Source organism: Nocardia jinanensis (assembly GCF_014645735.1).
GTDB lineage: Bacteria > Actinomycetota > Actinomycetes > Mycobacteriales > Mycobacteriaceae > Nocardia > Nocardia jinanensis.
The window spans coordinates 305,875-323,422 of sequence record NZ_BMMH01000001.1 but is presented as its reverse complement, the minus strand read 5'-3'; the positions used below and the strand labels follow the sequence as shown (position 1 = coordinate 323,422).

The window sequence follows — 17,548 nt, the reverse complement described above, 5'->3', positions numbered from 1 at the left end:
CAGCCCGACCGATGAGATGGAGGCGGAACTGGCACACGCGACCGGCTCCCACCGGATTCCGAAGTCCACCGAACCCCGGTTCCGGTTCTTCCGGGACAGTGCGATCGTGGCGCACCGCAATCTGCTCACCATCATGCGGGTGCCGACGCTGCTGGTCACCGCCACGGTGCAGCCGCTGATGTTCGTCTTCCTGTTCGCCTACGTGTTCGGTGCCTCACTCGGCGGCGGCATGTATCGGGAGTTCCTCATCGCCGGGATCATGGCCCAGACGGTCGCCTTCAGTGCCGCGTTCACCACCGTGGGGCTGGCCGGCGACCTGGAAAAAGGCATCATCGACCGGATGCGTTCGCTGCCCATGTCCCGGCTGGCTGTGCTGATGGGGCGCACGCTCTCGGATCTGGTGGTGAGCATGGTCAGCCTGGTGGTGATGACGGTGTGCGGGTACGTGGTCGGCTGGAGCATCAACGGAAGTGTGGCCGATGCGGTACTCGCCTACGGGGTGATCCTGCTGTTCGCGTTCGCCATGTCGTGGGTCGGCGCGCTCACCGGACTTCTCGCCCCGAACGTCGAGGTCGCCCAGAGTGCCGGGCTGATCTGGTTGTTCCCGCTGTCGTTCATCTCTTCGGCGTTCATCTCGGCCCAGACTCTGCCCGGCCCGCTCGCCACCATCGCCGAATGGAATCCGATCACCGCGGTCGCGGCGACCGGCCGGAAACTGTTCGACAACAGCGCGCCGCCGATGTTCCGCCCCGCGACCGGCTGGCCGGCCGAGCACTGCGTCGAATACGCGGTTCTCTGTTCGGGGGTCATTCTGCTGATCGCCATACCGTTGGCGTTGTTGCAGTACCGCCGGGTGGCCAGTCACTGAGCCGGACCGCGACAAAGGCCGTGCCCGCCGGAAATCCGGCGGGCACGGCCTCGTTCTGTGTGGGTCGGCTACCCGGACACTCAGCCCCGGCGGCGGGTCTTGAGCAATTCCAGCCGCTCCTTGAGCAATTCCTCGAGCTCTTCTTTGCTCCGCCGCTCCAGCAGCATGTCCCAGTGCGTACGCGGCGGCTTCACCTTCTTCGCCTCCTGCGTGGTGCCTTCGAGCAGCACGCCTTCCTGGCCGTTGCGGCACAACCAGGTCGGCGGGATCTCGGCGTCATCGGCGAACGGGACGTCGAACTCTTCACCATTGTCGGTCCGGTACCGGGCGATCCGGCGGGGTGCCAGATCATGGTCGCGGTCGGTTTCGTAGCTCACCGCTCCGAGCCGGCTGCCCCGGAGTACGCGATCTGCCATCTGTACAGGTCCTCTCTGTGTTTGTCGGCGCGTTGCCGCGCGCGGGCTCGCAGTTCCCGGCCGCTGGGATCCGGTGTTCCGGAGCGGAAACACCTGTGGTGTATCCGCCGCGGGGGCACCGGAACCGGTACCGGGGCGCGAACCGGTGGGTTGACCCCTGTTGTTCTGCTACCGCTTCCTCGTGGGTCGCGTTTCGCCGGCCGTTGTCGTCCGCCGACCGTTCGGGTCACTGCGCGGGCCGTTCGCTGTGCCACGAATCGAGAATTCGTGCCGGTCCAGGCCGTGCGCCCTGTTCATGTCAACGTTCGTGAGGGTCGTTCCGTTCCCAGTTCGGGAGAGCTTTGTAATTGTACGGGGTTCCGCGAACGGGGCTGCGCGGTGTGCGGTGTGTGCTCCTGCGAGAGTGCCTATTAGGGTGTCGGGTCATGTCGCGCCGGTTGGAGTCGTGCCTGTGGTGTGGTCGGGAAATAGTGGATTCGGAAGCAGGGCGGCGCCGCCGCTACTGCCGACAGTCCTGTCGCCAGCGTGCCTATGAGCACCGCAACAATGTGAAGGGCACTGGGATCCCCGCCGATTCGGTCGTGCTCAGTGCCGCCGAGGCCACCGCGCTGGCCGACCGTTGGTTCGCCGCGCGCTGCGCCGCCGAGGATGTCGCGACAGCGGTCGACGAGGGCGCCGACCGGGACGAGCTCGCGCGTCTCAGCGCGGTTCTGGTCGAACTCGCCCTGGACGCCGAACGGTTGCGCTGACCTCGGCCGAATCGCGCTGCAGGGCCGGATGCGCGGTCGGCTCGACCGGTGGGGCCGGGGTGGAGCGGAGGGCGGTCGCGGCGAGAATCGTGACCAGAACACCCAGGCCGAGCACCGTGAGCAACGTGACGGTATCGGGGTGCGCGAGTGACTGGCCCCGCATCGCCTGCCAGAACGTGATCGCCTGCAGGCCGCCCCAGCCCAGGATCACCACCCCGATCAACCGGCTGCGGGTTCGAGCCGGGCGCAGCCGGGGGTAGCGCGCCGCACACCACGCCAGCACCAGTACCGCGGCCAGTACCACCTGGATTCCGTGCAATCCGACGAAATGCGGAATCCGCAGGTCCCCACCCAGCGTGCTCCAGTGCGTGATCGGCATACCCGCCACCGCGTCCGGCGCACCGACGGCCTGCCGGGTTCCGGCGTCGACGACGGTGTGCCCGGCGGCCAGTTCGACCAGGCGCCCGTCCGCGGTCCGGGTGAGCTGGGTGCCGGTGAATCCCATGAGGTAGCCCAGCGCCATCGAGACCACCGCCATCGCCAGCCCGCCGCGAATCGCCCAGACTGTCGGCCGATCCGCCCCCGGACGTATCGAAACGATCACGGCGATCACCAGATTCGCGAGGAAGAGACCCGGTACGCCGGAGGCGAACACCTTTTGCCCGATCTCGTTGACCGCATCGGTCTCGGTATTGAAATGACTGAAGGTGCCGCGTGCGGCCTGGACCACGATGAATCCCACGTCCACGAACGCGGTGACGGAGAAGACGACACCCAGCCACCAGGTGGCCCGCCGGCCGCGGTGCGGCAGCGACAGCAGCCAGGCCAGGGTCAGTGAGTACAGCAGGAAAGCGAGCCCGAATTTGACCGGTTTGAGCCAGACCGATTCGCCGAGCAGGACACGATCGTCGACGACCATCGCGATCAGGCCCACAACCACCAGACCGGCCATCGCCGCGGAACTGAGCAGCAAAGGCCGGTGCAGGCGTCCGATCACCCGACAGAGATCGGAAGTAGTGAAGCGTCCGGAACGGGCCGGTACGCCGGGGAACAGGAGTGCGGACATGGACCGACGGTAGGAACGGGGATCCGGCCGCAGCGTCCCGCTACGGGACTGTATGCGGCCGGTACCCCGGTACGCCGGGGCCCGCCGGATGGATCGGAGGTAGGGTCAGTCGGGGATGTTGCCCAGATCGAGACCGCGCCCGGCGAGATAGGGTGCCGGGTCGACCGGGCCGACGCCGGGCTGGTGGACCTCGTAGTGCAGGTGCGGTCCCGTGGACTGGCCACGGCTGCCGACGGTGGCGATCACGTCACCGGCGCTCACCTGCTGGCCGACCGATACCAGGATGTCCTGCATATGGCCGTACACACCGACGCTGCCGTCGTCCTGCTGGACGCGGACCCACAGCCCGAACCCGGTGGCGGGGCCGGCCTCGATCACGACGCCGTCGGTGACCGTCCTGATCGGTGAACCCATACCGGCGGCGAAGTCGATGCCGTTGTGGGCGGTGCCCCAGCGTGCCCCGAAGCCCGAGGACACCACGCCGTCGGCGGGATATACCGTGGTGGGCCGCGGCGGCTCGAAGGACGGGAACGAGACGGGGACGGGCTGGTGGTCTGCGGCGGCCTGGTGAGGATCCCAGGCGGCGGGATCGTGCGAGATGGCGGGCCGCTCGGCGGGTGCCCGATCGGCTGTGTCGGCCGGGGCTTCCGAAGTGGCGGCCACCGGGGTGATCTGTTCGTTACCGGAATCGGTTCCTGCGGCGAACAGGGCGAAACCGGCGCAAAGGGCGGTCGAGGTGGCGACGACCTGCGTCGTGATGTGGCGACGGCCGATCGGCGGCACCGTGAACTTACGGAAAGGTAACGGAAGGGTCACGGGCATGGTTACAAGCTAGGGGACCGACACGCCGATCCAGCAAGCTTGTGGCAACAGTCACGAGATCATATAAGCCCAGGTCGTGTATTACCGAACGGTAACGAAACCGGAGATTTCGGCCGACGAGCTGCACAAATGAGACATTGATCTAGATTTGACCGGAGTGTGCCAGAAGATCGACACTATTTCAGTGGTCGCTAACAGAGTTGCGCCGCTGATCGCCCTGGCCGACCCCACCAGGCGCGCGATATTCGAAGCGCTGCCCGGCGGACCGCGCTCGGTGGGAGAGCTCGCGGCGCACGTCGGAATCAGTAGTTCGGCGGTATCCCAGCATCTGCGGGTCCTGCGGGACGCGCGGCTGGTGATGATGCGGCCGGTGGGCAATCGCCACCTCTACTCGCTGGACCCGCGGGGTCTGGGCGATGCCCGCGACTACCTCGAACAGTTCTGGCAGAGCGCGCTGGCTGCCTACGCCGCCGCGCTCAGTGATGCGAGTGAGCAGGCCTAACCCTCAGCCGACCCTGCGGTACGCCGCACCGGTCACGCTCGCCTCGCCGCGACGTTTGTCCAGCTGCCGGTCCAGTGCCGCGATCACCTCGGCCGAGCCGATCTGCAGCAGGCCGGGGTCGGGGCTGGCAGCGAAGCGGTCGCCGGTACGCCCGGCCCACAGCACTTCGTGCCGGTTCAGCAGATGGCGCGGCGGTCCGCTCTGCTCCGGTGCGGTGGGGCCGAACAACTGGACGGTGCGGGTACCGAAGGCGGTGGCCAGATGCGCGACGCCGGTATCGCCGCACAGGACGACGGATGCCTCGGCCACGGTGGCCGACAGTTCGATGAGATTCTGGTTGCCGGCCAGCACCCGGTGCTCGGAGAGTCCGGCGCGCGCCGCGATCACCAGCGCGTTCTCGCGGTCGTATTCGTCGCCGGTCAGCACCACCTCGTGACCGAGGACCAGCAGATGCCGGATCACCGCCGCGAACCGGTCGGCGGGCCAGCGCCGGGCCGGGGCGCCGGCACCGACGTGCACGACCACACTGTCGCGGTGGTTGGTGGTGGCCACCGGCGGCACCAACCCCAGATTGCGCCGGTCCGCGCCGATCCCGTCGAACTCGAGCAGATGACACCAGCGGTCGACCGGATGGTGCTCGGGCTGCCAATCAGGCGCCGGGATCTCCGGAAACGCCGGATCCCGGTAGGTGAGGATACGTTCGGCACCGGTCTTGCCGAGTTGCACGATAGGGGCGGCACCGGCGCCGTGCAGATTCACCGCCAATTTCGGCGGCGGACCGTCCCAGCGCAACCCCTCGGGATCGGCGAGGGGAACGATCTCGTCCACACAGGCGATCACGTCGACGATAGGACGCAGGTGATGGGGGGCGGCCAGCACCAGATGATCGTTGCGACGGGCCCGGCGCAGTGCACGCAATGCCGGGACCGCGGTGAGCAGATCACCGAGACCGCGTGCCTGAAGCACGAGAACTACCGACACCCGACTCTCCTAGCCACCTGTTGCCCGTTGCGCCGCCCCCTCCCGAACCGTTCTGGTGAGGAACGGACCACGCGAGAGCATTTCCTTGGATGACTACCCGTGGTATCTGGTGGCAAACGTGGGTCGTTCGCGTCCTGGATCACATGCTGTGCGTTCGCCTGACGCGCCCGTACTGCCTGTCACCTGCCGAGACCGGCGTCGCGGTGATGAGTCGATGGTCACCCGGGCGGTGCTCGAGTAATGTGTCCGGTGTCCGTAGGGAAGTCCGGTGTGAATCCGGCGCTGTCCCGCAACTGTGTGGCTTGTCCAGAGCCGCAGCCAGATACCTGCGGATGAACCAGGAATGGTCATGATCACGTGGGTATTGATCGATGCGCCGAACGAGCCGCCCGTTTCGCGGCCCGTTTCGCATGTCTTCGTCGCGTGAAACTGCCTGACGCGACGGGAGTCGGATATGCGTTGTACACCATCGAGGCAGAGCCGCCGATCATTTCTGATCGGCAGCGCGCTGGCCGCGGGAGCGCTGGCCGCCGGATGCGGTCGCGGATCCACCTCCGATACCGGCACTTTCACCGCTGCCTTCCAGGGCTCCGGTGCCGGGGAGGGGATAGATCCGGGGGTGAATACGCTGTTCATCGACGAAGCACGGATGAAGGCCGTCTACGACGGCCTGTTCGAAGTGGACGGTTCGATGACTCCGATCCCGCGGTTGGCGGAGTCGGCGGAGCCCGATGCGGACGGCACCCGGTGGCGGATCGCGCTACGGGACGCGGCCTGGCACGACGGGAAGAAGTTCACCGCACGTGATGTGCTCTACACCTTCTCGCGGGTCCTGGGACCCGCGCAGCAGCGTCCGTTCATCGCCGCGACCTCACTGGACCAGGTGGATCTGTCCGCCAGCCGCGCGGTCGACGACCGGACCGTCGAGATAGTGCTGAAGCGGCCGTCCTTCGAGTTCCTCATCGCGCTGTCGGTATACGGCACCAAGATCGTCCAGGACGGCGCCGCCGATTTCACCCGCCCGGTCGGCACCGGCCCCTTCGTTTTCGACTCCTTCGAAGCAGGCAGGCAGTTCACCGCGCACCGGAACGAACACTATTGGGACGGTGCGCCGAATATCCGCCAGTTGCGGATAGTCAGCGCCGAGGCCGACGCCCGGGTGAACGCGGTACGCAGCGGCGAGATCGACTATGCCGACAACCTCACCCCGTCGGCCGCGCGGACACTGACGGCCGGATCCGGTGTCACGCTGGTCTCCACGCCCGGCAGCGGGATCTACTTCTTCGCCATGAAGACCGATCGTCCGCCGTTCGACAATCCGGACGTACGCCGCGCCGTCATGCGGATGGTGGACCGGGCGGAACTGGTGAAGGTGGCGCTCGAGGGTCAGGCGGAGGTCTCCAACGATGTCTTCGGCAAGGGTTACCAGTACTACGCCGACCTGCCGCAGCACGAATACGACCCCGACGAGGTGGGCAGGCTGCTGCGGCGCGCGGGTGTCCGGGATCTGACCTTCGATCTGTTCACCGCGCCGGTCGCCTACGGATTCGTCGAAGCCGCCCGGCTGTTCGCCGACCAGGCCGCTGTATGCGGGGTGAAGGTGAACGTGGTGCTGGGTTCCAAGGACAGCTACTACACCGACGCGCTGCGGACCGGTCATCTCACGATGGGCCAGTCCGGGCCGCTGCCGATCCCCAATCATTTCGCCTCGCGGCTGCTGACCGGTTCGCCGCAGAACCGCACCAAATGGTCCGACCCGCGGTTCGACGCGCTCTACACCACCGCGCAGGCCACGCCGGACCCGCAGCGCCGCGCGGCGCTCTACCGCGATATGCACGAAATACTGCACGATCGAGGAGGTTTCGTGTTCTTCGGCACCACCCACTGGAACAGCGCGGCCCGCGATACGTTCCAGCAGCTCCCGGCCGCCGTACCCAATTCGCACGACTGGGCGCGTTTCGACGCGGTGGCGCCGCGATGACCGCGGCACGGCTGGACCCGGGCCGGGCACGGTACTGGGTCGAGCGCTGGGATCGCCAGCAGGAGCGCTATATGCCCGACCGCGAAGCCCGGTTCGACGTACTGGGCGATGTGCTGATCGAACTGCTCGAGCGGCCCGATCCGCTGATCGTCGATCTCGGTGTCGGCCCGGGGACACTGTCGGGGCGGTTGCTGACCAGGCTCCCCGGGGCCACCGTCGTCGGGGTGGATGCCGACCCGCTGTTGCTGACCCTGGCCGAGACCGTCTACGGATCGGCGCGGTTCCGCACCGTTTTCGCCGATCTGCGCGAGCCCGGCTGGTTCGCGGCACTCGACCTGGCGCGGGCACCCGACGCGTTCGTGAGTACCACGGCACTGCACTGGATGAACCGGTCACCGCTGCGCGCGCTGATCGAGACGTGTGCCCGGGCACTGCCACCGGGCGGAATTTTCGTCGACGGTGACCATCTGTACGAAGGGCCCGGCGGCCCGCGGCTCGACAGTCTGGGCCGGGCGCTGACCGCGCGGCGGGCGCAGCGGGTGGGCACCGCCACGGCGGAGGACTGGTCGGCCTGGTGGTCGGCGGTCGGCGCGGCACCCGAACTCGCCGACCTGGTGCGCCGCCGCGCCGGTGGGTTCGAGCACACGGTCACCGACCGGCCCACCGCCGGCGACTACACGGACTTCCTGCGCGACGCCGGTTTCGCCGAGGCCGGGACGGTCTGGCAGTACGGCGACGACCGCGTCGTGGTCGGGATCCGGTAGCGGCCCGGTGGCCGGGGATTCGCGCGTCTTCCTGCGGTTGGTGGCGCGCCGGGCCGGACTGGGCGCCGGTCAGCTGGTGATACTGCTCGTTCTGGTGTTCGTGTTGTCGCTGCTGCTGCCCGGTGACGCCGCCGATATCCAGAACAACACCATCCTGAGCGAGGCGCAGCAGCAGACTGCCCGCCAACTGCTCGGGCTCGATATCTCGCCGGTGACCCGATTTCTCGACTGGATCGGTCGAGCGGTGCGCGGAGATCTGGGCACCTCCTACGCGAGCGGCGAGCAGGTCGGCGCCGTGATCGCGGGCCCGTTCCTGATCACCGGACTGCTCGCCGGGGTGGCATTGATCCTGCTGGTACCGATCGCGGTGACCGCGGGCTTCGCGGCGGGAACACGGCCGGGTTCGGCGCGGGACCGGTGGATCACCTCGATCAGCATCGGATTCGATTCGATTCCCGACTTCGTACTCGCCGTCCTGCTGGTGACGTTCCTGTCGATCCGCCTCGATCTGCTGCCCGCGACGTTTTTGGGCGTCGATCCGGACACGCTGCTGGACCGGCCCGAATATCTGGTGCTCCCGGTGCTCGTCACCGTGGCGCGGGTGGCGGCCCCGCTGGTGCGTCTCGTGCGGGCCGGGGTCGTCGATGTGCTGGACCGGCCGTATATCGCACAGGCCCGCCGCGCCGGGGTCGGCCGGGTATCGCTGCTGGTCCGGCATATCGCGCCCAACGCCCTGGCGCCGGCGATGCAGGAGCTGGGCCGCACCGGTGACGGGCTGCTGTCGGGGGTGCTGATCGTGGAGGCGGTTTTCGCGGTACCCGGTATCGCCTCGGAGCTGATCGGCGCCCTCGCCAATCGGGACGATCCGGTGATCCTGGCGATCGTCGCAGTGACCGGAACGATCGCCGTCGTCGTCAACACAGTGATAGATATCGCGGGTTACCGGATGAATCCGCATGCCGCGGCGGAGCAGTGGAGATGAGCCCACGACGCGGGCTGTACGCGGTACTCGTGGCGATACCCCTGGTATTCGCGCTGGCCGGACCACTGCTCGCGCGGTCCGCCCCGGCCGGGCGTGCGGCTCCGTTCGGTCCGTCGGAGTGGTCGCCACTGGGTACCGACCGGCTCGGACGCGATGTACTGGCGGCGGCGCTCACCGGCGGGCAGGCTTTTCTGCTGACCGGTCTGCTGACCGTCCTGGGCGCCTATTCCGCCGGATTCCTGATCGGGGTGGCCGCGGCCGCCGCGCCGCGAGTCTGGCTCGACGAACTGCTGATGCGCCCGATCGATGTGCTGCTGTGCGTGCCGTCGCTACTGATCATCATGGTCGCGGCGCTACGCACGCAGGGGTCGGCAGTGGCGATCGCCTGCGCGATCGGGCTGGCATTGCTGGCCCCGATCGCGCGGTTCGTCCGGATGGCGGCCTGCGGTGTGGTGCACGGGCCGGTAATGGACGCCCTGCGCATGCAGGGACAGAGCCGGACTTTCCGCTACGGGCGCTACGCGGTGCGGGAGATGGCGCGGCCGATCGCCGCGGACCTCGGTGTCCGCTTCACCGCCGCGATCTATTTCCTCGCCTCCGCCAATTTCCTCGGACTCGGCTTCGACACCACCTCCACCGATTGGGCGGTATCGGTCGCGGCGAACAAGGACGCCCTGCTGATCGCGCCGTGGGCGGTGGTGCTGCCCGGCGCGCTGATCGTGCTGCTGGTGGTCGGTACGAACCTCTTGGTCGACGACCTGCTCTCCGATCCCCGGGCGGTCGCGGCCGGAGATCTGCGCCGGGCGGGTGGATATGCCCGACCCTAGGCCGATCTCGGTGCGCGAGCTCGGTGCCCGCGCGAACGGCGCGGTGATCCTGCGCGATATCGGATTCGGTATCGCGCCCGGCGAGATCCTCGCCCTGTTCGGGCCCTCGGGCGCCGGTAAAACGACCATCGCCACCGCCTTGGCGGGTACGGCCGGGCCCGGAATCGAACTGTCCGGTGCGATCCATCGCGCGCCGGGGGTCCGGGTCGGATACCTGCCGCAGCACGCGGCGTCGACCCTCAACCCGGCGCGGCGGATCGGTGCGGCACTGGGTGAACTGGTGGCCCTGCACACTCGGCGCGCGGCCGGCGGGCGGCTGCGCGCGGGTGAGCGGCGGGCGCGGATCGCCCGGGTACTCGCCGCCGCGGCCTTCGAACTCGACGACCGCGACCTGACCCGGGCGCTGCGCAGGTACCCGTTCGAATTCTCCGGCGGCGAACGGGCTCGGCTGGCGTTGGCGCAGGTCCTGACCGGTGCGCCCGATGTCCTGGTGGTCGACGAACCTACGGTCGGTCTGGACTCCCTCGCCCGCGCGACGCTGCTCGACGGGTTGCGCGGACTGCGCGCCGCGGGAACGGCCGTGGTCCTGATCACCCACGACTCGTTCGCGGTCGAGCGAGTCGCGGACCGGATCCTTTTCGTCCGCGACGGGCGGCTCGACCCGGCCGGTTCGATCGAATCCGCTCCGGCGCATCCACGACCGGTCGCGACACCGGCGGTTACCGGACCGGCCGTGGAGATCCGCGATCTCACGGTGCGTCACCGCGGCCGTCCGGTCCTCGACCGCGTCGACCTCGACCTGTATCCGGGGGAACATATCGGGCTCGTCGGGTTGTCGGGCGCCGGTAAGACGACCTTGGCCCGGTGTATCGCCGGGCTCACTCGCCCGGACGCCGGTGAGATCGTGGCGTGGGGGGAGCGGCTACCGGAGTTGCGGCGCAGGTCGCGTCGCCGGCTCGCCGATATCCAATACGTATGGCAGGAGTCGGCGGCGTCGTTCGACCCCCGCCGCAGCGTGCTGGACCAAGTCGCCGCCACCGGCACCGGGTTGTGCGGGATGACCCACACCGAAGCACGCGCCGCCGCGACGGATCTGCTGGCCGGACTGGGGATCGACGAGGCCCAGGCGGCGCGGCCGCCCGCCGGTCTCTCCGGCGGGCAACTGCAGCGTGCCGCACTGGCCCGGGCTCTACTGGCCCGTCCGCGGGTACTGCTGTGCGATGAGGTGACCACCGCGCTGGACGAACCCACCGCCCGGCGGATCCTCGATCGGCTGGACGACTATCGCGAGCACAACGGCGCGACACTGGTGTCGATCAGCCACGATCTGCGTGGCCGGTTGGACCGCTGTGACCGCATCGCGGTACTCGACGGCGCGAGGATCACGGAGATCGGGGCGCCCGCGGAGCTGAGGGAACGCCCGCGCACGGAGATACTGGCCCGGCTCGTGTGTGCCGACGGCGCCGATCTCGGGGACCGGTTCTCCCAGCATCAGCTCGAGCGCAATCGGTGACGGCGCCGGGCCGGCCGCCGAGACTCGTCGCTGTGACAGCAACCCCGCAGCATGCGTTGTCGGCGATCGGTACGGCGACACACCCACACCCGGCCGCCTCCGGCCGGGACGACCGAGGAGCCGACCGTGTCTCGTGAACTCCATCTGGCAGGCTTCCTGATCGCCTCGCATGTCACTCATTCACATGCGGCGTGGCGCCATCCCGCGTCGGAGACCGACTACCTGGGGCCCGGCTACTACCAGCGGGTGGCCCGGACCCTGGAGCGGGGCAAGTTCGATTTCCTGTTCTTCGCCGATCTGCTGGCGACCCCGGTCCGGTACGGCAACGATATCCGGGTGCCACTGCAGAGCGGCACCCAGGCGTCGGCAACCCTGGATCCGTCACTGGTCGCGGCCGGGCTGGCGAACGTGACCGACCGGATCGGCCTGGCGATCACCAAGTCCACCACGTATTTCCATCCCTACGAGGTCGCCCGGATCTTCGCCACGCTCGACCATCTGTCCGGCGGCCGGGCGGGCTGGAATGTGGTGACCTCGCTCAATCAGGCCGAGGCGCAGAACTTCGGGGCGCAGGACCATCTGGGGCACGACGAGCGCTACGAGCGCGCCCAGGAATTCCTCGAGGTCGCCTACAAACTGTGGGGCAGCTGGGATACCGATGCCCTGGTGCGGGACAAGGTCTCCGGTGTCTTCGCCGACCCGGACAAAGTGCGGACCGTCGATCACGAGGGCACCTGGTTCAAAACCCGCGGGCCGTTGACCGTTCCGCATTCCCCGCAGAGCCGTCCGGTGATCATCCAGGCCGGTTCGTCGCCGGTGGGCAAGGATTTCGCGGCCCGCTGGGCGGAGGCGATCTTCGAGATCGATCCGACGCCCGAAGGCCGCCGTGCCTACTACGACGATGTGAAATCGCGGGCGGTGAACTTCGGTCGCAACCCCGACGACATCAAGATCTTCCCGTCGTTCGTGCCGTTCGTCGGTGAGACCGAATCGATCGCCCGGGAGAAGCAGGCGTTCCACAACGAACTCGCCGATCCGATCTCCGGGCTCATCACGCTCTCGGTGCACACCGATCACGATTTCTCCCGCTACGACCTGGACGCTCCGCTCGAGGATCTCGTCGTTCCGGGTACGCAGGGGCTGTTCGACGTGGCCCGCCGGCTCAGCGCGAGCGAGAACCTGACCCTGCGCGATATCGGCAAGCTGTACGCCCAGGGTGTGCTGCTGCCGCAGTTCGTCGGCACCGCCGAACAGGTCGCCGATCAGATCGAAGCCGGATTCACCGGCGGCGAGGCGGACGGCTATATCCTCTCCGCGGCCCAGGCACCGGGTACTTTCCACGATTTCGTCGATTTCGTGGTGCCCGAACTCCAGCGCCGTGGGCTGTTCCGCACCGAATACACCGGTAGCACCCTGCGCGACCATCTGGGTCTGGGGCCGGCGTCGCTGACCCCGGCCGCCCGGCGCGCGAGCGTCGTCGCCTGAACAGGCCACCGGGGCCCGGTCGCGGTGGCCGGGTCTCGGGACGGTCAGCTGTCCGCGTTCGTGAGCAACAGGTCCCGTGCCGCGGGGCCGCCGTCGAAGGTCCGGGTGACGCGGTGGCTGATCCGCCAGCCCTGCGAAGTGCGGGTGAGCCGGAAACTGTTCGCCCCCGCCCGCCACACCCGGTATCCGTCTTCGTATCGGCGCACCAGCAGCGATTCGCAGACCGCCGTCGCCTCGTCACCGTCGATCACGACCCGGGCCGGGCCGAGGAAATGCGCACAGCCCGTATCGATCAGGGACCGGTGCGCCGTCGACTCCACCATCGCGTGGATATCCGCGCGACTACGCATATGCCAGTCCTCGACATCGTATTCCCCGTTCTCGGTCCACAGGTTCGCCACCTGCGGCGCGGCCCCGGCGTCGACGAAAGGGCCGTAGGAGGCGAGGAGGCGGGTGATCTCCACTTCGTCTTCGAGCCGGCGCACTCGTTCCTCGAGGCGTGCCAGTCGATCCTCGTCCATAGCTGTCCTTTCCGGTGCGGATATCAGAGCGGAGCGGCCACTGCGATCAGGGCCGCGAGCTGGTCGCAGTAGTGATCGATATCGGTGGCCCGGACAGCGCAGCAGGCGACGGTGGCACCGATATCGCGCAAGCCGGTGAGCCGCCGCCGCGTGCCGCCGGGGTCGGCCAGCGGGTCCAGCGCGCGACCGGGACTCAGGACCACTTCGAAACCGGATGGCCGGGAGACCGCGGCCAGATACGCGGCCAGTGCGTCCGCGGGCAGACCGAACGGGACCCAGCCGGAGCCCAGGGTCACGGCCCGGCGCAGAGAACGGCGGGTGCGGCCGCCGACCCACAGGGGTGCGGTGGTCGAGGTCGCGGGCGGATCGAGGACGAAATCGCCGACCTCCCGCCGGCCCCACGCAACGCGCAACACGGCGAGCGCGCGGTCGGCGGCGGTGCCCCGCTCGGCCCACTGCGCGTCCAGCAGCGCGAATTCGGCCTCCAGCGATCCGACGCCCACCCCCAGCACAACCCGGCCGCCGCTCAGCCGATCCAGCGTGCCGTAACTCTTCGCGAGTGCCAGCGGGTGGTGGTATCCCAGGACGACGACCGAGGTCGCCAAACGGATCCGGGTGGTGCGTGCCGCCAGATAGGACAGTGTCGCCAGGGGGTCCCAGTAGGTCGAACCGCGGGCGGCGGCCTCTGCCGCGGGTACCGCGATGTGCTCGGAGCAGGTCAGATGGTCGAAGCCGAGATCATCGGCGGTTTCCGCGATTCGGGTGAGTTCGGCGGGACCGCCGCCGACCTCCCAGGGTGAGGCGATTTCGGGCACCCGGACCACGATCGGGGTGGACAGGCCGATTCTCACCGGTGCGGGTCCTCGGTGGCGCCGATGAGGCGGCGCATCATCCGGTCGGCCCCCAGTACCGCCGCCACGCGATCGGGATCGCTGCGCCGGATGGCGAGCTGTTCATGGGCGCCGACGACGTGGACCGGGCCCCCGCCCAGCGCGGCCAGACCTTCGGACGCCACCTCGGCGGGTTCGGAAACGGGCAGACCGGGGATGTCGAAGTCGAGACCGACCTTTTCCATCGCCGGTGTACGTGTCACTCCGAGTACGAGTTCGAGCACGTCCACGCCGTGCTCGCGCAGTTCGAGCCAGAGGCTCTCGGCGAAGATCCGCCCGAATGCCTTCACACCGCCGTAGACCGTATGCCGCCGCGTACCCAGATATCCGGCCAGCGAGCCCACCAGCAGTATCCCGCCGCGCCGCCGGTCGCGCATCGGGTTGCCGAACCCGTGGACCAGGGCGAGCGGTGTGGTGATGTTGAGATCGACGACGTGCTGGAAGGCGGCTGGGTCGCCGTCGAGGAAATCGGCACTGTGGGTGTTGGCACCGGCGTTGTGGACCAGTAGTCCGACCTCGACATCGGAAACCGCGTCGAGTACCGCGGCCGCCGCGTCCGGATGGGTCAGGTCGGCGGTCAGGGTGCGGACCTCGGCGCCCAGGGCCCGGCACTGCTCGGCGGTTTCCGCCAGGGGACCGGGCCGCCGGGCCACCAGCAGCAGGTGGATTCCGGATTCCGCGAGTTGCAGGGCGAACGATCGGCCCACACCTTCGGAGCCGCCGGTGATCACCGCCCAGGGGCCGTAGCGCACGGGGTCGAGGTGGGTCATAACTGTGTCTCCGTTCGGGTCCGCGGTCCGGCCACACCCAGTTCTACAACCGGCGGCACGGAAATACTAGAGTGAATTCTACTTTTCCGATCGGAGGTACACAGTGCCACGGATTGCCGAACCCCGGGAGCCGGGCCGGGCGACCACCACCACCCAGCACGCCCGCCGCCGCGCGATCCTGCGGGCGGCCGCCCGGCTCGGTGCCGAAGAGGGGCTCGAACGAGTCCAGATGTCCGATATCGCCGCGGCGGCCGGGGTCGCGCTGGGGACGCTGTACCGCTACTACCCGTCCAAACACCACCTCTACTCCGGCGTACTGGAGTCGGCCGTCGCCGACCTGCCGCTTCCGGCTCGGGCACCGGACGATCCGGTGGGCGCGGTCGCCGACCTGCTCGAATCCGCGGTGACCGGCCTGCTCCGGCGACCCCTGCTGGGCCGGGCCATGCTGGTCTCGGCCAATGCCGTCCGGTCTGCCGGAACAGTGGCGGTCGACACCACGATGCGTGATCGGATCATCGCCGCCGCCGGTATCACCGACCCGGACGCCGCGGATCAACAGCTGGCCCGGCTGGTCGAGCAGTGCGGCTACGGCATCCTGACGTGGGCGACGGCCGGTCAGCTGAGTACGGAGCAGGCGGTGACCGATATACGCCGTGCCTGCACCCTTCTGCTCGGTCCATGGGCCGGCCGGTAGCTGCTCGAACGGTCAGCCGCTATCGCGGGGCGCCGGAGCCGGTTGTAGTGCAGTGGGTGCGCGCCGGCGCTCCCACATCCGTGCCAGCACGATCGCCAGCCCGACGTACACCCAGCCCAGCAGCACATCGATCACATAGTGCTCGCCCCCGTAGACCAGGGTGAACCCCATCGCGACCGGGAAGACGGCCAGCGGGACCCGCCACCACCAGTGCCGGGCCAGTGGCCACAACGCGACCGAGACCAGTAGCGCGAAAGCCGCGTGCAGCGACGGTATCGCGGCGACGGGATTGCTGTGCGCGGCCAGCCAGTCCGCGCCGATATCGACCGAGTACATCCGGAGCCCGAACCCGGTGCTCCGCTGGATCTCGGTGTGGATCACGCCGGCGCGGGCGGCATACCAGGGCGGCGCGGCGGGAATCAGTACGTAGGTCAGCAGGCCCAGGTAGGACAGCAGCAGGATCCGGCGCATATATTTCGACCAGCGTTCCCGCGACTGGACATAGAAGATCGCGGCGATCAGCCACGGCACCAGGAAATGGCTGGTGTACACGAGTCCGGTGAGCACGGTCCACCATTGATATCCGCCGTCGCCGGCCAGATGCTCCTGTAGCCAGACCGTCGGGACGGTTCCGCCGAACAGGCCGCGTTCCACCACGGCCGGCTCCTGGACCCGAACCGGCATCCCGAGTGTGTTGGCGATACCCCGGCTGTGGTCGTAGACCACCAGCGCCGCGATCAGCGGCACCCAGTCGACGAGAATACGTATCTGGTCGCGCCACGGACGGTCCGGAGTGAAAGCCGCGATACCCACGACGATCCACAGCGCCTGATAGATCCGCTGGGTCGGCGGGCCGAAGAGCACGGTGACGACGACGAGCGCGAGCAGATACGCCGACCACACACCACTGCGCAACAGCCTGCGGTGCCGTTGCGCGGCAAGTAGCTCGGTGGTGGGGGCACCCATCCCCACAGTTTTCATCAGCCGCGCCGGAGTCTCCGCCGTCTCCGCCGCGACCTGTGGAAACGACGCGTGATCGAGACCGCCGCCGGGCCGCGGATCAGCGTCGGCCGAACGCTCCGCGGTATGCCGCCGCAGGATGCGATTCGGGCAACCGGTCGCGTCCGGTCGCTTTGCGGTGGGAGGTGCCCACGGCATACTCGGTCTTCGCCGGGCCGCGGGTACGCAGGACCGGCAGGACATGGTCGATGAACTCGTCGTAGCTGCCCGGGATGGTCGCGTTGGTGACACCGACTCCGTCGATACCGGCGGCGCGCCACACCTCGAGCTGGTCGGCGATCTGCTCGGGGGTGCCGACGACCCGGCCGTAGCGGCTGCGCAGCCGGGCGAGATCGCGCACGGTCGGCTCCCGGTCCGGAACCGCTTCGTGCGACCAGGCCAGGGTGCTGCGGGTGCCCTCGGTCTCGATATCGCCGATCGGGGTGTCCAGCTCGTAGAAGCCCAGATCGTGGCCGAGCCCGCCGGCCGCGTGCGCGATGATCGTGGTCGGGTCGATCACTTCGTCGAGTTCGGCGGCCTTGCGCCGGGCTTCGGCTTCGGTACTGCCGATAACGAACGACAACCCCTGGAAGAACTTCAGATCGTGCGGGTCGCGGCCGGTCGCGGCGACCAGCCGCCGGGTGTCGTCGATGAGTGATTTCGCTGCCGCGGGGGTGGGGGAGACGATCCACGTGCTCGGTGGATTCACGAGGCTAGG

At 68.7% G+C, this 17,548-nt stretch carries 19 protein-coding genes and 1 riboswitch; of the genes, 10 read left to right on the top strand and 9 right to left on the bottom strand.

The features are described from left to right. Window positions 1-16: 16 nt before the first annotated feature. Window positions 17-868, top strand: coding sequence for an ABC transporter permease (locus IEY68_RS01500; RefSeq protein WP_082681493.1), 852 nt, complete (start codon window positions 17-19; stop codon window positions 866-868). A gap of 80 nt (window positions 869-948) precedes the next feature. Here IEY68_RS01500 and IEY68_RS01495 read toward each other — a convergent pair whose 3' ends face one another. Further along, window positions 949-1,284 carry an RNA polymerase-binding protein RbpA gene (locus IEY68_RS01495; protein WP_058855637.1) on the bottom strand — a complete coding sequence of 112 codons (336 nt, stop codon included), beginning with the start codon at window positions 1,282-1,284 and terminating at the stop codon, window positions 949-951. 425 nt (window positions 1,285-1,709) lie between these two features. On the opposite strand from IEY68_RS01495, the gene IEY68_RS01490 reads away from it, so the two are divergent. Then, a complete protein-coding gene (locus IEY68_RS01490; protein WP_058855638.1) occupies window positions 1,710-2,033 on the top strand; it encodes a hypothetical protein in 324 nt (107 codons plus the stop codon). On the opposite strand, the gene IEY68_RS01485 is transcribed toward IEY68_RS01490, so the two are convergent. Together IEY68_RS01485 and IEY68_RS01480 are read right to left on the bottom strand one after the other, a co-directional pair. Continuing rightward, on the bottom strand, window positions 1,984-3,099 hold the full coding sequence (locus IEY68_RS01485; protein ID WP_189093967.1) for a hypothetical protein: 1,116 nt from the start codon (window positions 3,097-3,099) through the stop codon (window positions 1,984-1,986). The two genes, IEY68_RS01490 and IEY68_RS01485, sit on opposite strands and share 50 nt — an antisense overlap. Before the next feature lie 105 nt (window positions 3,100-3,204). Then, complete coding sequence (locus IEY68_RS01480) at window positions 3,205-3,921, bottom strand: M23 family metallopeptidase (RefSeq protein WP_058855639.1); 717 nt, start codon at window positions 3,919-3,921, stop codon at window positions 3,205-3,207. A gap of 184 nt (window positions 3,922-4,105) precedes the next feature. Here IEY68_RS01480 and IEY68_RS01475 point away from each other — a divergent pair, with 184 nt between their 5' ends. Continuing rightward, window positions 4,106-4,423, top strand: coding sequence for an ArsR/SmtB family transcription factor (locus IEY68_RS01475; protein WP_058855640.1), 318 nt, complete (start codon window positions 4,106-4,108; stop codon window positions 4,421-4,423). 3 nt (window positions 4,424-4,426) lie between these two features. Here the strand turns inward: IEY68_RS01475 and IEY68_RS01470 are convergent, their stop codons facing one another. Continuing rightward, entirely contained in the window at window positions 4,427-5,404 is a 978-nt protein-coding gene (locus IEY68_RS01470; RefSeq protein ID WP_058855641.1) for a glycosyltransferase family 9 protein, read from the bottom strand. 236 nt (window positions 5,405-5,640) lie between these two features. Next, a riboswitch (cobalamin riboswitch) is annotated at window positions 5,641-5,752 on the top strand. A gap of 106 nt (window positions 5,753-5,858) precedes the next feature. On the opposite strand from IEY68_RS01470, the gene IEY68_RS01465 reads away from it, so the two are divergent. The 6 genes from IEY68_RS01465 to IEY68_RS01440 all read left to right on the top strand — a co-directional run bounded on the left by IEY68_RS01465 (window position 5,859) and on the right by IEY68_RS01440 (window position 12,956). Then, window positions 5,859-7,385 (top strand): ABC transporter substrate-binding protein, encoded by a 1,527-nt coding sequence (locus IEY68_RS01465; RefSeq protein WP_058855642.1) that lies wholly within the window; start codon window positions 5,859-5,861, stop codon window positions 7,383-7,385. Beyond that, window positions 7,382-8,149 (top strand): class I SAM-dependent methyltransferase, encoded by a 768-nt coding sequence (locus IEY68_RS01460; protein WP_058855643.1) that lies wholly within the window; start codon window positions 7,382-7,384, stop codon window positions 8,147-8,149. Before IEY68_RS01465 ends, IEY68_RS01460 begins: the two co-directional genes overlap by 4 nt. A gap of 7 nt (window positions 8,150-8,156) precedes the next feature. Continuing rightward, window positions 8,157-9,131 (top strand): ABC transporter permease, encoded by a 975-nt coding sequence (locus tag IEY68_RS01455; RefSeq protein WP_058855644.1) that lies wholly within the window; start codon window positions 8,157-8,159, stop codon window positions 9,129-9,131. Beyond that, the gene (locus IEY68_RS01450) at window positions 9,128-9,958 is read left to right on the top strand and encodes an ABC transporter permease (protein WP_058855645.1); all 831 of its coding nucleotides are present in this window, start codon (window positions 9,128-9,130) and stop codon (window positions 9,956-9,958) included. The genes IEY68_RS01455 and IEY68_RS01450 overlap by 4 nt, the downstream gene beginning before the upstream one ends. Then, complete coding sequence (locus IEY68_RS01445; RefSeq protein ID WP_063916174.1) at window positions 9,945-11,471, top strand: ABC transporter ATP-binding protein; 1,527 nt, start codon at window positions 9,945-9,947, stop codon at window positions 11,469-11,471. The genes IEY68_RS01450 and IEY68_RS01445 overlap by 14 nt, the downstream gene beginning before the upstream one ends. A 126-nt stretch (window positions 11,472-11,597) precedes the next feature. Then, window positions 11,598-12,956 carry an LLM class flavin-dependent oxidoreductase gene (locus tag IEY68_RS01440; protein WP_058855647.1) on the top strand — a complete coding sequence of 453 codons (1,359 nt, stop codon included), beginning with the start codon at window positions 11,598-11,600 and terminating at the stop codon, window positions 12,954-12,956. Between the two features lie 44 nt (window positions 12,957-13,000). Here the strand turns inward: IEY68_RS01440 and IEY68_RS01435 are convergent, their stop codons facing one another. The 3 genes from IEY68_RS01435 to IEY68_RS01425 are packed head-to-tail and all read right to left on the bottom strand — an operon-like array spanning window position 13,001 to window position 15,137. Beyond that, entirely contained in the window at window positions 13,001-13,477 is a 477-nt protein-coding gene (locus tag IEY68_RS01435; RefSeq protein WP_058855648.1) for a nuclear transport factor 2 family protein, read from the bottom strand. Window positions 13,478-13,500: 23 nt separating this feature from the next. Further along, complete coding sequence (locus IEY68_RS01430; RefSeq protein WP_058855649.1) at window positions 13,501-14,328, bottom strand: TIGR03619 family F420-dependent LLM class oxidoreductase; 828 nt, start codon at window positions 14,326-14,328, stop codon at window positions 13,501-13,503. Continuing rightward, window positions 14,325-15,137: an SDR family NAD(P)-dependent oxidoreductase gene (locus IEY68_RS01425; protein ID WP_058855650.1), complete on the bottom strand. Its 813-nt coding sequence runs from the start codon at window positions 15,135-15,137 to the stop codon at window positions 14,325-14,327. Before IEY68_RS01425 ends, IEY68_RS01430 begins: the two co-directional genes overlap by 4 nt. A gap of 103 nt (window positions 15,138-15,240) precedes the next feature. Between IEY68_RS01425 and IEY68_RS01420 the strand changes: the two genes are divergently transcribed. Continuing rightward, window positions 15,241-15,831, top strand: a complete 591-nt coding sequence (locus IEY68_RS01420) for a TetR/AcrR family transcriptional regulator (protein ID WP_058855651.1) — start codon at window positions 15,241-15,243, stop codon at window positions 15,829-15,831. A gap of 12 nt (window positions 15,832-15,843) precedes the next feature. Here the strand turns inward: IEY68_RS01420 and IEY68_RS01415 are convergent, their stop codons facing one another. Both IEY68_RS01415 and IEY68_RS01410 read right to left on the bottom strand, forming a co-directional pair. Continuing rightward, window positions 15,844-16,797: a phosphatase PAP2 family protein gene (locus IEY68_RS01415; protein ID WP_082681458.1), complete on the bottom strand. Its 954-nt coding sequence runs from the start codon at window positions 16,795-16,797 to the stop codon at window positions 15,844-15,846. A 94-nt stretch (window positions 16,798-16,891) separates the two neighbouring features. After that, complete coding sequence (locus tag IEY68_RS01410) at window positions 16,892-17,539, bottom strand: LLM class flavin-dependent oxidoreductase (RefSeq protein WP_373292930.1); 648 nt, start codon at window positions 17,537-17,539, stop codon at window positions 16,892-16,894. Window positions 17,540-17,548 lie beyond the last annotated feature (9 nt).